This window comes from Streptomyces sp. NPDC024017 (genome assembly GCF_040638895.1).
GTDB lineage: Bacteria > Actinomycetota > Actinomycetes > Streptomycetales > Streptomycetaceae > Streptomyces.
The window spans coordinates 104,959-119,377 of sequence record NZ_JBEZYZ010000001.1 but is presented as its reverse complement, the minus strand read 5'-3'; the positions used below and the strand labels follow the sequence as shown (position 1 = coordinate 119,377).

Sequence of the window (14,419 nt, the reverse complement as noted above, 5' to 3'; positions counted from 1 at the left end):
GGGTGGTGTGGGTCACCCCACACCACCCCGGTCCCCTTGCGGAGGTCAGCGGCGCCGGTACGACTCGACGTAGCCGCTCGCGGGCGAGCCCACGCCGGTGACGTCGTCGTAGCCCTTCGCGGCGGACAGCGAGCTGTCCTTGCCGAGGCTGCGCACGGACGTGGCCAGACCGCCGGTGGCGTCGTAGCCGTTCACGAAGTCGACGCGGGCCACGGCGAGGCCGGAGCCCGTCGGGTTGTCGGTGACGTCGTGGTAGACCTTCGAGCCGTACTTCGCGTAGATCGACGGGTTGGCGAAGCCGATCGCCTTGCCGCGGGCCTCCTGGGCCAGGGCCTGGACGGCCGCGATGGTCGGCGCGGCGAGCGAGGTGCCGCCGATGCGGTACTCGTCGTAGGCCTGCTTCTTCCCGTCCGGCAGGGTCTGGGTCTGGCCGACCAGGAAGCCGGTGTTGGGATCGGCGATCGCCGCGATGTCCGGGACGACCCGGTTGCCGTCGGCGCTGTTGGCCTTCGCCAGCGCGTCCGGCACGACACCCTGCTGGTAGGAGGGCTCGGCGACGGTCCTGCTGGTGCCGCCGCCCGCGCCGGAGGTGAAGGCGCCGGGGAAGTCCGTCCAACTCTTGCCGTCGGCCGACAGGGTCGCCTTGTCGGTGCCCCAGCCGGTCTCCCAGAGGTAGGTGTCGCCCTCGCCGACGGCCAGCGAGGTGCCGCCGACGGCGGTGACCCACGCCGAGTTGGCCGGGGAGTCGACCTGCTTCGTCCCGGAACTGGCCACCTCGTCGCCCTCGTCGCCGGAGGAGAAGTAGAAGCCGATGCCCTCGACCGCGCCCAGCTGGAAGACCTGGTCGTAGGCGGCCGCGAGGTCGGGCGTCTGCACGGCCTCGACCTCGCCCCAGGAGTTGGAGACGATGTCGGCCAGGTGGTGGTCGACGACCTTGCCCAGCGCGTCGAGCAGATCGCCGTCCATGCACGAGGCCGCGCCCACGTACGTGACGTCCGCGGCCGGCGCGACCGCGTGCACGGCCTCGACGTCCAGGGTCTCCTCGCCGTACCAGCCCGAGGCCGAACAGTCCTTGGTGTTCGTGTACTTGCCGGGCAGCACCTGGTGCAGCTGGCCCGTCCTCCACGCCGCGTCGCCGTGGCGCCGGGCGTAGGTGCCGGCGTCGTAGGCGATCGTCGGGGAGGCGTACGCGTCCGTGATGGCGACCCGGACTCCCTTGCCGGTGCGCTTGCCCGCGCCGTAGGCGGCCCGCAACTGCTTGCCGGTGTAGCCCTTCACGGCGTACGGGATCTTCTTGCCGTACGCGTCCGGGAGCGTGCTCGCGGTCTTCGAGCCGTAGTACGAGGAGAACGGTCCGGCGTTGCGGAACACGGTGTCCGGCGGCGGCAGTTGATCGTCGTGCGTGGCCATGTGCGGCGCGTTGTCCAGCCCGGTCACGGTCAGGACGGCGTCGGCCAGGCCGTGCGGCACGGAGGCGGTGCTCGCCGGGGCGCGGTAGGTCTTCGAGCCCTTGGCGAAGTTGTGCAGCTGGGTGCCGAACGCCTTCTCGGCGGCGGCCACGTCACCGCTGACCAAGACGTAGTGCCGCGTGACGCCGGTGACCTTCAGGCCGGCCGCCGTCAGCCAGGACCTCACGGCCGCCACCTGGGCCTCGGTCGCACCGAAACGGGCCTGCGCCTGCTCGGCCGTCAGGTACTTGCCGTACGAGGCCGAGCCCGGGTCGGAGACGGCCTTCGCGTAGGCGGCCAGGCCTGCGGCGTCCTTGCCGGCGAGGTAGACCCGGGCCGAGACCCGGGCGCCGTCGGAGGTGGCGCCCTCGTCCGCCCCGGCCGTGGCCCAGGCGGGCCGGGTCCCGGCCAGCAGGTCGCGGACCGGGTGGTCGGCGGCGTGCGCCGCGGGTATGCCGAGCGCCAGCGCACCGGCGAGCATCGGCAGTGTCGCCGCCCAGCTCACCCCGGCGCGCACCTTGGCGCGATTGGATCTCATGGAACCCCCTGTGCGGTTCGTCGCGAGTGGATCACTCGACGGTCGCCACTCTCGCGATGAACCGTTCATGCCAGGGAATGGCGCAGCCCAAGAAGCGCTCTACGGAGGCCAAGAAGAGCCCAAGAGACAACCGGGCAGGGCGATTTGAGGCTTACGTGCCCACCGCCCCTACGACCGCGGCGCCGCGCCCCGCTCCTTGAGCATGTCCGCCATCAAGGAGATCTCCGACTGCTGCGCGTCCACCATGCCCTGCGCGAGCCGCTTCTCCACACCGACCGCGCACTTGTCCGCACAGCCCTCGGCCATGTGGACACCGCCCTTGTGATGGTCCGTCATCAGCTGGAGGTAGAAGACCTCCGCCTGCTTCCCGCTGAGCTCGCCGAGCTTCTTCATCTCGGAGTTTGTCGCCATGCCCGGCATCAGCGCGCCGTCCTTGCCGGAGGCCATGCCGCCCATGTCCATCCAGGTCATCGGCGGTTCGGAGGACACCTTGGGCAGGCCCCACAGGTCGAGCCAGCCGAGCATCATGCCGCGCTGGTTGGCCTGCGTCTGCGCGATGTCGTACGCCAGGCGCCGGACCGCCTCGTCCTTGGTGCGGTCGCGCACGATGTACGACATCTCCACGGCCTGCTGGTGGTGCACCGCCATGTCCCGCGCGAACCCGGCGTCCGCGGACTCGGCGGACGGGGTCCTGCCGCTGCCGTCGTCCCCGGCGACGGCGTAGGTGATCGCACCGGCGGCGACGAGCGCCGCCGCCGCGGCCCCGGCGATCAGGCCGACGTGCCTCACTTGGACAGCCCGTTGGTGCAGGCGGCGCCCGGCTCGGGGGTCTGCTCGCCCTGGACGAACTTCTGGAAGAACTTGTCCACGTTCGGGTCGCTCGCGCCCGTCACCGTGCGCTGGTGGCCCCACGCCGAGAGCATGATCGGGTCCTTCTGGCCGTCCACCGGGCTCATCAGCGTGTACGGCGTCTTCTTCACCTTCGCCGCGAGCGCGTCGATGTCGGCCTTCTTCGCGGCGGCGTTGTACGTCACCCACACCGCGCCGTGCTCCAGCGAGTGCACGGCGTTGGTGTTGTCGAGCTGCTCGGTGTAGACGTCGCCGTTGCAGTTCATCCACGCCCGGTTGTGGTCACCGCCGACCGGCGGCTCGGAGGCGTACTTCACGGCCTTGGTGACGTGGTTGCGGGCCAGCTTGCCCTCCCAGGTCTTCACGCCGTCCTTGCCCGTCACGAACTTGCCCTTGCCCGAGGAGTCGCTCGCCGCGGTGGTGCTGCCCTTGTCGTCCTGGGACCGCACGAGCACGACGCCGCCGACCACGAGTCCGGCGACGATCACGACGCTGGCCGCGATCGTGAGGACCCGGTTGCGGCGCTCACGGGACTGCTCGGCGCGCCGCATCTCCTCTATTCGCGCCTTGCGTGCCGTGCTGCTCTTGTTGGCGGAGCCCATGAGGTGTCCTTCGTGGGAAAAGTGACGGTCGGGTGGGCTGATCGTAATGGGGGAGCCGGGGCGGCTCGTAGAGCAGCCGCCGGAATGGGCCGAATCGATACGGCACCGACAGCCGCGCGACAGCTTCGGGGCCCGGGGCCGGGTCCCGCCGGATAATTTGAACCGCAGATTCCCATTACCTACGCTGCCTGTATGCGGCTGCTGCGCTCCACCGACCTCGCCCTGCGGGTCCTGATGCGGCTCGCCGTCGCGGGCGAGTCGAGTCCGACGACCCGGGAGGTCGCGGACGGCATGGACGTGCCGTACACCCACCTGGCGAAGGTCGTCGCCGAGCTCCAGCACCTGGGTCTGCTCGAGGCCCGCCGCGGCCGCGGCGGCGGACTCACCCTCACCGAGCAGGGCCGCAGGGCCTCGGTGGGTGCCGTGGTCCGCGCCTTCGAGGGCAGCGGCGACGTCGTCGACTGCGAGGGCCCGACCCCCTGCCCCCTCAACTCCGCCTGCCGCCTGCGCACCGCCCTGCGCCGGGCCCAGGAGGCGTTCTTCACCTCACTGGACCCGGTCACGGTGGAGGACATCGTGGCGGAGCCGACCGGGGCGCTGCTGCTGGGGATCTCGCGTGGCGCCGATCCCCGTGACGGCCAGGGTCCGAACGACAGGCCCTAGTCCCGGCCCGCCAGCCACAGGTCCGGGCCGAACACCTCGTAGTGGATGTCGGCGGGTGCCACGCCCTGCGCGATCAGCTGGGTCCGTACCGCCCGCATGAACGGGAGCGGCCCGCACAGGTACGCGCGCGTGCCCGGGGCGAGCGGAACGCCGGTGAGGTCGACCAGGCCGGGGCGGGCGCCTGCCGGGGCGTCCTGCTCGTACCAGAGGTGGACGGCCGCGTCCGGGAGCTTGGCCGCCCAGGCCTCGTGGTCGGCGCGCAGGGCGTGGGTCGCGGGGGAGCGGTCGGCGTGCACGACGGTGACCGGGGCGCGGTGCCCCGAGTCGGCGAGGTGCGCCAGCATCGCGGTCATCGGGGTCACGCCGATGCCCGCCGAGGCCAGCAGCAGCGGCGTGTCGGGGCCGGCGTCCAGAACCAGGTCGCCGTAGGGCTCGGACAGCTCCAGGACGTCGCCCACCCGCACGCGCGCGTGCAGGTGGTTCGAGACCTCGCCGTCCGGGGCGCCGGCCTCGCGCACGCGCTTCACGCTGATCTGCCGCAGGTCCGGGGCGGGCGCCCCGGACAGGCTGTACTGACGTATCTGCCGGGCACCGTCCGCGAGGGCGACGCGGACGGAGACGTACTGGCCCGCGAGGAAGTCCCGCACCGGACCGCCGTCGGCCGGCCGCAGCCGGAACGTGGCGACGTCCGCGGTCTCGGCGACCCGCTCGACGACCTCCCAGGCCCGCCAGGTGTGCCCGCCGCGCTCCTCGCGCAGCCGCTGCTCCACGGCGATCAGCGCGTTCGCCATCAGCCAGTAGACCTCGTCCCAGGCGGCGGCGACCTCGGGCGTGACGGCGTCGCCGAGCACCTCGGCGATGGCGGCGAAGAGGTGCTCGTGGACGACGCGGTACTGCTCCGGCGTGACACCGAGCGAGGCGTGCTTGTGGGCGATGCGCTGCAGCATCGCGTCCGGCCGCTGCCCGGGGCGGTCCAGCAGGTGCGTGGCGAAGGCGGCGACGGAACCGGCCAGCGCCTGCCGCTGGGTTCCGGAGGCCTGGTTGCCCCGGTTGAACAGGTCCCGCAGCAGTTCCGGGTGGGCCGCGAACAGCCCGGCGTAGAAGCGCTCGGTGATCGTGCCGAGGGCCGCGCCGACGGCGGGGAGTGTGGCGCGGACGGTGGCGGCGGACTGCTCGGACAGCATCAGGGCTCCTCAGGGCTCGACTGTGCGCACGGTATTTAAACTTGCATCTGAGATGCAAATTAAGCGCGTGGCGCAGGGAGGGGAACCGGCCGTTACGGATGTCGGTGCGAGCAGGCACTATGGGCGGAAGAGCAGTTCACCTGCCGTGCGTGAGGCGTTCGACCCCAGGCCGGCCGGGCGATCATGGTCCGCAACGCGCACGAAATGGTGGTGTGGTCTGATGCTCTGGTGCCCGACCGCCTCCCGTGGTACGGAAGACAGGCGGCCTGACCAGCAAGGATGGGGAAGCGGAAGATGGACAAGCAGCAGGAGTTCGTGCTCCGGACGTTGGAGGAGCGCGACATCCGGTTCGTACGCCTGTGGTTCACGGACGTGCTGGGCTTCCTCAAGTCCGTCGCCGTGGCCCCGGCCGAACTGGAGCAGGCCTTCGACGAGGGCATCGGCTTCGACGGCTCCGCGATCGAGGGCTTCGCCCGGGTCTACGAGTCCGACATGATCGCCAAGCCGGACCCGTCGACCTTCCAGATCCTGCCCTGGCGTGCGGAGGCCCCGGGCACGGCCCGCATGTTCTGCGACATCCTCATGCCGGACGGCTCCCCGTCCTTCGCCGACCCGCGCTACGTGCTCAAGCGCGCCCTCGCCCGCACCTCCGACCTGGGCTTCACCTTCTACACCCACCCGGAGATCGAGTTCTTCCTGCTGAAGGACCGCCCGCTGGACGGCAGCCGTCCGACGCCCGCCGACAATTCCGGCTACTTCGACCACACCCCGACCAACGTCGGCATGGACTTCCGCCGCCAGGCGATCACCATGCTGGAGTCGATGGGCATCTCGGTCGAGTTCTCCCACCACGAGGGCGCCCCCGGCCAGCAGGAGATCGACCTCCGCTACGCCGACGCGCTGTCCACGGCCGACAACGTCATGACGTTCCGCCTCGTCATGAAGCAGGTGGCCCTGGAGCAGGGCGTGCACGCCACGTTCATGCCGAAGCCCTTCTCCGAGCACCCCGGCAGCGGCATGCACACGCACCTGTCGCTCTTCGAGGGCGACCGCAACGCCTTCTACGAGTCGGGCTCGGAGTACCAGCTCTCCAAGGTGGGCCGCTCCTTCATCGCGGGCCTGCTGCGGCACGCGGCGGAGATCTCCGCCGTCACCAACCAGTGGGTCAACTCCTACAAGCGCATCTGGGGCGGCGCGGAGCGCACCGCGGGCGCGGGCGGCGAAGCCCCCTCGTACATCTGCTGGGGCCACAACAACCGCTCGGCGCTCGTCCGCGTCCCCATGTACAAGCCCGGCAAGACGGGCTCGGCCCGGGTCGAGGTCCGCTCCCTCGACTCCGGCGCCAACCCGTACCTGGCGTACGCGCTGCTGCTGGCCGCCGGCCTCAAGGGCATCGAGGAGGGCTACGAGCTCCCGCCCGGCGCCGAGGACGACGTCTGGGCCCTCTCCGACGCGGAGCGCCGCGCCATGGGCATCGAGCCGCTCCCCCAGAACCTCGGCGAGGCCCTGACCCTCATGGAACGCAGCGACCTCGTCGCCGAGACCCTCGGCGAGCACGTCTTCGACTTCTTCCTGCGCAACAAGCGGCAGGAGTGGGAGGAGTACCGCTCGGAGGTCACGGCGTTCGAGCTGCGGAAGAACCTTCCGGCGCTGTAGGCGCAGGTCAAAGCAGGTTTCCCGCCGATTCAGCGGATGGGGCCGACGGTCGCCGACCGTCGGCCCCATGGCGTCTCACAGCCCCTGGGCCGTCTCTGGGCCGTCCGGTGCCGGATCGGTGCCCTCGTACAGGACGTCCACGGCCTTCCGGGCCCGTGCGTCGCTGCTCGGCATGAGGTGTGTGTAGACCCGGAGCGTGAATCCGGGGTCGTTGTGGCCGAGGTAGGCACTCAACGCCTTCACGTTCTCGCCGGCGTCCAGCAGGACGGACGCGTAGAAGTGCCTGAGGGCGTGCATGCCGTGTTGGCGGGCGGCCTGGTGACGGCTCTCCGGGCATCGTCGCGGGGATGACCCCAGCAGCCACCAGAGCAGGCTTCCATGCGCGGTCGTCGAAGTCGGTACGCCGAACGGCGCCGGTGCCGTCGAGGCGGGTGAACACCAGCCGTTTCGTGACAGGCGGACCGTCCGCCCGGAGCCACGGCAGCGTGATCTCCACTGGGGGATGATCTCGGCACAGGCATGGGCGGATGCTCGACTCCTGTGGGACTACCACTTCATGCACCATGCTCAACGACCGTGTTCGGTGGCGGTGGGGTTGGGCAGTCACGACCTCGGTGTGGCCGACGTGACAGCGGAGCTGTATCACCAGGGCATGGCGCCGGTCGTCGTCTTCACCGGGGCCACTAGCCCCACGACCCGGGCGCGCATGCCGCGCGGTGAGGCCGTCCACTACCGCGAGCGGGCGTTGCACTTGGGGGTGCCCGAGTCCGCGGTACTCCTGGAACCGCGTGCAACGAATACCAGCGAAAACATCGAGTTCACGAAAGCGCTGCTGGCAGAGGCCGGCGTCAACGTCTCGTCCGCCTGCTTGTGAGCAAGCCGTACGAAGAGCGACGCTCGTACGCCATGATGCGGAAGCTCTGGCCCGACGTCTAAGTGGTGTGCGCGTCCACGCTGATGGGCTTGGAGGAGTACGCCGACTCCATCGGCGACGCTCGTATGGTGATCGACATGACCGTGGGCGCCCTGCAACGAGTGCTTGTTTTCCAAAGGGTGGGCCTGGCCATCGAGCAGGACGTGCCAGACACCGTTGTAGCCGCCTTTGAGCGGCTGTGCGTCGAAGGCTTCACGAGTCGACTCATGCCGGCTGACGTTGCTGCCCGCTCCGGCAAGTGAGGCCAGGCAGGCAGCAGTTCACCCTGATTTTGCCTGCCTCTCCAAGGCCCCGCGCGCGGCGCGGGTGCGCGGGCATTCGGGGAGAAAGCCTCTGCGACTGGGGCGGTCGGCCCCACGGTATTTGATAACACCTTTCTGGCGAGCGTAATGGATCAAGACCTCAAGATCGCCCGTCTCGTCGGCCATCAGTTCACGGTTTCCAGAGACCGACGGCAACTAGGGAGGCGCCTGTAGCCGCAAGGGCATACAGAGCGGTTAGCAGATGTGGTGCCCAGATTTCACGCGATGTGGAAGAGCGGTATACCTTGGGATTCTGGCCCCGCTCTAGAGCCTCCCATTCGGAATAGAAGATTGCGGCAGGAAGGAAGCGTTCAAGGCGATTGATTACCGCAAACTTCCCTGTATTAAGTTGCCCAAACGAAACGATGAGGCTCTTCCATGCGTGGGCGAGGATGAGTCCTGTCAGTGCGATCACGAGGACACCAATGGATTTGAGTACTTGGCTTCCTCCTGCCTTGATGAAGAATCCGAGCCCTGTCAGGATCACGCCATTCGCGGTTATGAAGAAAGTATTCACGCCCTGGCGGCGACCTACAAGCCCTTCTGAGCTCTGAACCATGAGTTTGTATAGCTCAAAAAGCCGCTCCTTATCCTCTTCTGTCGCTGGGGGGCCGTACGGAACCAGGGCCTGGGTGACCCGATCCTGGCCCGACAACCGCTCGGCCACCTTCCGAATGGCCAGCACGAAAGGTGCGTCCTGCTGCTGCACCGATGATGGAAGTTGGTCGTACGGAAGAAGATGGGCGTGGGAGGGGTCATGCTTCATCTGCCAGGCACTCCAGACGTCATGCACGTCTGAAGCGGTTACGTCAACGCCCTTGGCGAGAGCGAGTGCCGCATACATATTGAGCAAGTCATCCACGTTGACGTGAGGTAAGACGGAGGCTGGAATCTCAGCCCGAATGTCAGCGGCCACTTGCTCAAGATAGTTCATCCATCACACCCATGTTGAGAGCCATGAAGAGATCTGAGTGAAGTCCCATCGAATCACGCTCTCGGGAGGGAGGCCATTCGGAATCGGGTGCGTTTCTCCATCATTCACCTGAATTCCGAAGAGTTGATGGCCTTGCTCAAGGGTTTCCCTGATCTCCCATTCCACCGGCTCCGACTGGTATGTAGTTGCCCCAATCAGAACGATAGTTCCCTTCGTCTCGGAAATCCTGCGCTTGCACTGCTTTTTCCATGACGAGTCGAAAGGGTCTTGAATCGAGTAGTCGATGAACTCCACTTGATTTTGCGCGTTTCGTGCTCGTTCCTTCAGAAAGTCCCGGGCCCAGTGATCTTCCATGCGGAAACTGATAAACGCCCTCGGGCGTTCCATGTTCATACCTCGCCTCTCCTGGTGGCGAGTATTCTAACACTGTGTGCATAGAACGGGCAGTTGCGGCAAAATCTCAAAGCTAAACAGGGCGCAGGGTAGCCATGTTTTCCCTTTCCCCTCCGTCTGGACCCTGCCACCTGACGGTGCAGTTGAATTGGCTAGGGCTGCCCATGGTTAGTGCGAGTGGGAACCGAATCTCCGAGTCGGGGGCGATCGCATCGATCGCTTGGTCGTCGTCGCGTAGGGCCATGTCATCGTCCGGCTCGATGGAAAAGGTTACTTTCCTTGCTGGAGTGCGCCCCTTGTTTGTGAGCACGATAAAGTGAGACCGGCGAGTGCGGACCCTTCCTTTTGAGTCTGTCTCTACTCTTTCCCTGAAGTCCACACTCGGCCATACTCCGGGATCTTCCTCTGGTGTATGGGTTCTTGCGCCGGAAGCCCTCGCCATAAAAAGCGTTGCCTGCCTGCTCAAAAGATTATCGATTCTGCTCGCCAGTTCGGTCTCGTCGGCATAACTCATCACCAAGGCTTTCGATTCTAGACTTCTGAGGTATGCACGCAAAGCAATTTGCTGATCAAGGTCGCTGTTGGACACCGCTCGGGTGCAGTGCAAAATGGTCACTGATTTGCCAGCGCGAGCCATGCGCTCAATTTCTTCGGCAGTGCCCGAGACTGCCCGGTCCGATCCTGTTCCCAAACGCGTCCAAAAGATAGCAAGGGCCATGTCTGCACCGTCAATGAGTTGTCGATTGATGGTGTCCTGAGGATGCTCACCAAATCCTCCAGAAGCATGCTCCCCCCACCAGATAGGTAGAATCGTTAGCTGAAAATGCTGCCCATAGTTGACGTTCCATCGATTTACTGATCGATGGATTACTTCTCGGTCTTCTTTGGTGACGTCACCCGGGCAGGAGATCAGCAAGTGCAGCGTTGTGGCCTGGTATGCCATGGGCTCCCCCTTCACTCTGGCGCACGAGAAAGATTGCCATAGTTGAGGTCAGCGAGGCACCCGGTTCGACAACCTGTTGCAGTTGGCTGACAGCCTGGTCAGGAGGCGCTCCATGGTCGACGCCTACTCACCCGCGGCACGTCGGCTTGGGCTTTCTCTAGGCCGCACGAAGCGTCCGGCAGTACTGACGGCAACGACGGCATACGAGAGCGACACTCGCGGCCCGGAACTGTGCCGACGCAGGCCGATCGGCTCGACTGACCGAGACTTCCCCACACCTGCCAGCGCTTGCTGGGACGGAACCTCTGAAGTGATGCCCACTAGCCTCGATCTTTCGTGACGGTCTGCCGACGGAGTTGGCAGACCGTTTCGCGCTCTGTGCCTGATGGTGGACAGGCCGACTGCCCGCCTGTCGCGTCGGGTGGGCGCCGGGTTCCACGGCTCCGGTTTTGGTGTTGCTGTTCGAAGGGGTGGGAAGGTGCTGGTCAGCCGGGGTTCGGGAGAGCGTGGAGCCGGTCCAGGGCATCCGTGATTACGTCGGTCCAGGGCCAGTGCTCCGCGAGGCGGAGGTAGCGGCGGCGGCCGGTGGTGACGAGCTGGGCGGTGGAGAACTACCGAAGCCGCAGGCGGCGGGGCTCCCAGAGCCGGGCCCTGCCCGTCAGGGCGAGCAGGGGCATCCAGGAGAGGAGGTCGAGCGCGATCTGGACTATCTCCAGCCATATCTGGTTCTGCGCGGTGTCGTGGAGGGGAGGTTGCGCAGGCCGGTGGCGCGGGCGGCGCGGATACGGTCCTCGGCCCGTGCCCGCTGGCGGTGGCGCAGTTCCAGTTCCGCGATCGGCGCGTGGATGGTGTTGGTGGCGAAGCAGGTCAAGCGCATTCCGTCGGCGTCGGTGAAGCGCAACTGGGCTCCGGGGTGCGGCCGTTCCTTCCGCACGATCAGCCGCAGCCCCTTCGGCCAGCCGGTCAGGCAGTCGCCGGCGAGTTCGGCGACCCAGGCGCCGTCGCGGATGTCGCCGTCGGGTTCGACGGCCGGTGTCCAGGCCGAGGCCGGCACCTTGAGAACGGCCTGGTGGATGGCGTCGGTGATGGTCATGCCGACCGAGTACGACAGCCATCGCCCGCGCCGGGCGAGCCAGGCGACGAACTCGTGGGTGCCACCGCCGGAGTCGGTACGGATTAGCGTCTGCCGTCTCCGCCGCAACCGTTTCGGCAGCTGGGCCAGGGCCAGCGTCGTGGCCTCGATGTGGTCCGCGGCGGTGTTGGAACCCGCGTTGCCAGGCCGCAGCAGGCCCACGACCGGCTCACCGGACCCGCCTCGGCCGTGGTCGACGAACCCCATCAGCGGGTGGTGCCCGAACGTCTTCTTCCAGGTCGCGGCGGCGTCCTGCTTCTCGGAATGTGCCAGGACGAGGACGCCGTCGATGTCCACGATCACCTACTCGCCCGCATCCGGCGCCGCGTCACCGGCCAACTTCCAGACGTGTTCGCGTACTTCGGCCCGGGCCATGCGAAGCGCGGCCAGAACCTGCTTCCCTCCTGCGGCCAGTCGGCCGATCCGGCGGGGGACCGTCGGGTCGGAGGCCACCGGCCCGAACACGGCCGGCTCCGCCCGCAACATGCTCACATCGGCCAGGCAGTCCCCCCCAGTGCAACCGTGAGCGCGACATCCAGCAGGACCTTGCCCGGGTCGTGCACCGTCCGCGGCTTGCGCCATGGTGTCATTGCCACCGACATCGCGGTGTCCAGCCCGGACTTGCGGAGCGTCTCGACCAGCAGCACCGCCCCGGCCTGTGAGACCGCCCTGCTGCCACCGCCTTCGACGCGGACACGCGGGTACAACCCGATACGCTTGCTCACCTGGAGAGTGCTTCTTTCCGTGCAGCTAACGGGACCCTAGACAAGTCCCATCGTTGCAGGTCAGAAGCACTCCCCGTTTATTTGATCAAGGCGTGGGCGCACGTGAAAGCGCGAGGTTGGCCCTTGCCTGCGGTGACCCTGTGCTCGCTGCAGGTGGGAAGGTGTCCGGCGTAGCGTCCTGCGTAGCAGGAGAGAACGCGTGACCGTGCCGGGCCAGTGCCGCTGAGCCGTCAGGGAAGTCAGTGCACTTCGATGTTGTTGATGTCACCGACCGTGAAATTGATCAGGCCGCCGCAGGCGAGTAGGCAGAACCCGTTCGCAGGTGGCGTGGGGGGGACGGGTGCGGGCGCCGCTGAGACCACGACGGCGGTCGTGTTGCTCGAAGCGAAGCAGTTTTCGTTCCCGTTGTATGCGGCCGTGATTGTGTGAGTGCCGGTGGTCGTGAAGGAGGTCGTGTGCTCCGCTTGTCCGTCCGCGCCGACGGGCACGGTGTTCAGGATGTCGCCGCCGTCGAAGAACGTCACACCGAGACCTCCAGTGGGGTCGGCCGCACAGGTGACGGTCGCGGTCAGTGTCACGGGTACCCCGACGTTTGCTGCTGGGGGTGACGCTGTGACCGTCGTCGTCGAGTTGACAGCTGCCGCTGCCGGTGAAGCGAGGCCCACTACGGCGGCCAGCGCCAGGATGGTGCCGGTCTTCCACATTCTTCGGCCTTGCCAACGTCTCACGGTTTCGGCTCCTTGATCGATCCGGGCGGAGGTCCGCCATGACTGGTCGGGGAGCGTCACGTTACGTCGCAGGTTCTCGCATTCCTGGGAGGCTTGGGCCTAGTCAACCCGCTTGGGCCAGAGGCGTGGCGGGGTGGGGAGCACGGTTTCGCGGATTCACGGACGGTGATGCGCAACGGTCCCCTTGTGTGTCGGCAGACTTGCCCGGCGTCGAAGCATTCGCGCCCAAACCAGAAACGAAAACCGGCGAAGAGCCTCCGGGGAAAAGGGTCGGCACTCGTGTCGTCCAAGCGGTCTGGAGTGCCGATCTAGATCGAGGGAGAGGCGACACGTGTGTAGGTGAGGGAGTTGCTGGTGCCGCCGATCGTGGTCACGTTGACGGAAACAGGGCCGGGTGCCCCCGCTGGGGCGGTCGCCGCAACCGTGGTGTCGGACAGCACGTTGAAGGCCGCGGGTGTGGCACCGAAGCGGACGGCGGTCGTGGTGGTCAGACCGCTGCCGGTGAGAGTGACGCCGGCTCCGGCGTCGGTGGGCCCCTGGGCGGGGGTGAGGGAGCCGAGGACCGGTGGAGTCACGTAGGTGTAGATGACGGAGTTGCTGATGCCGCCCGGGCCGGTGACGGTCACGGCTACGGAGCCCGCTCCTGCGGGGGTGACGGCGGTGATCCGGGTGGGTGAGTTGACGGTGTAGCTGGTGGCGGGTGTGCTGCCGAAGGTGACTGCCGTGGCCCCGGTGAGGTCGGCCCCGGTGAGAAGGACGGTGGTGCCGCCCGAGGACGGTCCCTGGCTCGGCGACACGGTGGTGACGGTGGGCGCGTTGAGGTAGAAGAAGTAGACGGGACCGGTCGTACCGCCGGGCGTGGTGACGGTGATGGGTACGGCGCTTGTCCCTGCGGGGGCGATGGCGGTGATCTGGGTGGGTGAGTTGACGGTGTAGCTGGTGGCGGGTGTGCTGCCGAAGGTGACTGCCGTGGCCCCGGTGAGGCCGGTCCCGGTGAGGATGACGGTGGTGCCGCCCGAAGACGGTCCCTGGCTCGGCGAGGCGGCGGTCAGGGAGGGTTGTGCCGCGTAGGTATAGGGGACCGAGTTGCTGCTTCCGCCGGGCGTTTTGACGGTCACGGCAACGGTGCCGGTTCCGGACGGGGCTACTGCGGTGATCTGCGTGGGGGAGTTGACCGTGTAGCCGAGGGCCGCTTTGGTGCCGAACATGACGGCGGTGATTCCGACGAAACCGCTGCCGTTCAGGACCACGTTGTTGCTGCCTGCCGCAGGGCCCGTGCTGGGTACGACCGCGGTGAGAACGGGTACGGCGGCGATGACGGCGGTGGGCCGGACCGCTCCCGCCGCGGGGGCGCTGTCTTTCACGGTGTCTCCGTAGAGTGTCGGGCG

The 14,419-nt window shown here is 67.4% G+C and carries 11 protein-coding genes and 3 pseudogenes; 3 read left to right on the top strand and 11 right to left on the bottom strand.

Translation table 11 applies throughout. The annotated features are described in order from the left end of the window. Nucleotides 1-45: 45 nt before the first annotated feature. The 3 genes from AB0G20_RS00525 to AB0G20_RS00515 all read right to left on the bottom strand — a co-directional run bounded on the left by AB0G20_RS00525 (nucleotide 46) and on the right by AB0G20_RS00515 (nucleotide 3,437). On the bottom strand, nucleotides 46-1,986 hold the full coding sequence (locus AB0G20_RS00525; RefSeq protein WP_361293577.1) for a S53 family peptidase: 1,941 nt from the start codon (nucleotides 1,984-1,986) through the stop codon (nucleotides 46-48). 168 nt (nucleotides 1,987-2,154) lie between these two features. After that, on the bottom strand, nucleotides 2,155-2,775 hold the full coding sequence (locus AB0G20_RS00520; RefSeq protein WP_361293574.1) for a DUF305 domain-containing protein: 621 nt from the start codon (nucleotides 2,773-2,775) through the stop codon (nucleotides 2,155-2,157). Continuing rightward, nucleotides 2,772-3,437 carry a DUF3105 domain-containing protein gene (locus tag AB0G20_RS00515; RefSeq protein WP_361293571.1) on the bottom strand — a complete coding sequence of 222 codons (666 nt, stop codon included), beginning with the start codon at nucleotides 3,435-3,437 and terminating at the stop codon, nucleotides 2,772-2,774. Before AB0G20_RS00515 ends, AB0G20_RS00520 begins: the two co-directional genes overlap by 4 nt. 192 nt (nucleotides 3,438-3,629) lie before the next feature. Here AB0G20_RS00515 and AB0G20_RS00510 point away from each other — a divergent pair, with 192 nt between their 5' ends. After that, on the top strand, nucleotides 3,630-4,100 hold the full coding sequence (locus tag AB0G20_RS00510) for an Rrf2 family transcriptional regulator (protein WP_361293568.1): 471 nt from the start codon (nucleotides 3,630-3,632) through the stop codon (nucleotides 4,098-4,100). On the opposite strand, the gene AB0G20_RS00505 is transcribed toward AB0G20_RS00510, so the two are convergent. Further along, nucleotides 4,097-5,284, bottom strand: coding sequence for a globin domain-containing protein (locus AB0G20_RS00505; protein WP_361293565.1), 1,188 nt, complete (start codon nucleotides 5,282-5,284; stop codon nucleotides 4,097-4,099). The two genes, AB0G20_RS00510 and AB0G20_RS00505, sit on opposite strands and share 4 nt — an antisense overlap. A 294-nt stretch (nucleotides 5,285-5,578) precedes the next feature. Between AB0G20_RS00505 and glnA the strand changes: the two genes are divergently transcribed. Continuing rightward, nucleotides 5,579-6,940, top strand: a complete 1,362-nt coding sequence (glnA, locus tag AB0G20_RS00500) for a type I glutamate--ammonia ligase (protein ID WP_033312643.1) — start codon at nucleotides 5,579-5,581, stop codon at nucleotides 6,938-6,940. Between the two features lie 75 nt (nucleotides 6,941-7,015). On the opposite strand, the pseudogene AB0G20_RS00495 reads toward glnA, so the two are convergent. Further along, nucleotides 7,016-7,448, bottom strand: a pseudogene (locus AB0G20_RS00495) (tyrosine-type recombinase/integrase); the annotation flags it as partial. On the opposite strand from AB0G20_RS00495, the pseudogene AB0G20_RS00490 reads away from it, so the two are divergent. Beyond that, nucleotides 7,443-8,116 (top strand): annotated as a pseudogene (locus AB0G20_RS00490) (YdcF family protein). The pseudogenes AB0G20_RS00495 and AB0G20_RS00490 sit on opposite strands and share 6 nt — an antisense overlap. A gap of 190 nt (nucleotides 8,117-8,306) precedes the next feature. On the opposite strand, the gene AB0G20_RS00485 reads toward AB0G20_RS00490, so the two are convergent. From AB0G20_RS00485 to AB0G20_RS00460, 6 genes and pseudogenes are all read right to left on the bottom strand, one after another. Further along, a complete protein-coding gene (locus tag AB0G20_RS00485) occupies nucleotides 8,307-9,110 on the bottom strand; it encodes a hypothetical protein (protein WP_361293561.1) in 804 nt (267 codons plus the stop codon). A 3-nt stretch (nucleotides 9,111-9,113) separates the two neighbouring features. Then, a complete protein-coding gene (locus AB0G20_RS00480; RefSeq protein ID WP_361293558.1) occupies nucleotides 9,114-9,503 on the bottom strand; it encodes a TIR domain-containing protein in 390 nt (129 codons plus the stop codon). Between the two features lie 73 nt (nucleotides 9,504-9,576). Continuing rightward, entirely contained in the window at nucleotides 9,577-10,446 is an 870-nt protein-coding gene (locus tag AB0G20_RS00475; RefSeq protein ID WP_361293555.1) for a hypothetical protein, read from the bottom strand. A 485-nt stretch (nucleotides 10,447-10,931) separates the two neighbouring features. After that, nucleotides 10,932-12,303 (bottom strand): annotated as a pseudogene (locus AB0G20_RS00470) (IS1380 family transposase). Between the two features lie 239 nt (nucleotides 12,304-12,542). Next, nucleotides 12,543-13,007, bottom strand: coding sequence for an Ig-like domain repeat protein (locus tag AB0G20_RS00465; RefSeq protein ID WP_361293552.1), 465 nt, complete (start codon nucleotides 13,005-13,007; stop codon nucleotides 12,543-12,545). 332 nt (nucleotides 13,008-13,339) lie between these two features. Next, complete coding sequence (locus AB0G20_RS00460) at nucleotides 13,340-14,395, bottom strand: IPT/TIG domain-containing protein (RefSeq protein WP_361293549.1); 1,056 nt, start codon at nucleotides 14,393-14,395, stop codon at nucleotides 13,340-13,342. Between the last annotated feature and the right edge of the window lie 24 nt (nucleotides 14,396-14,419).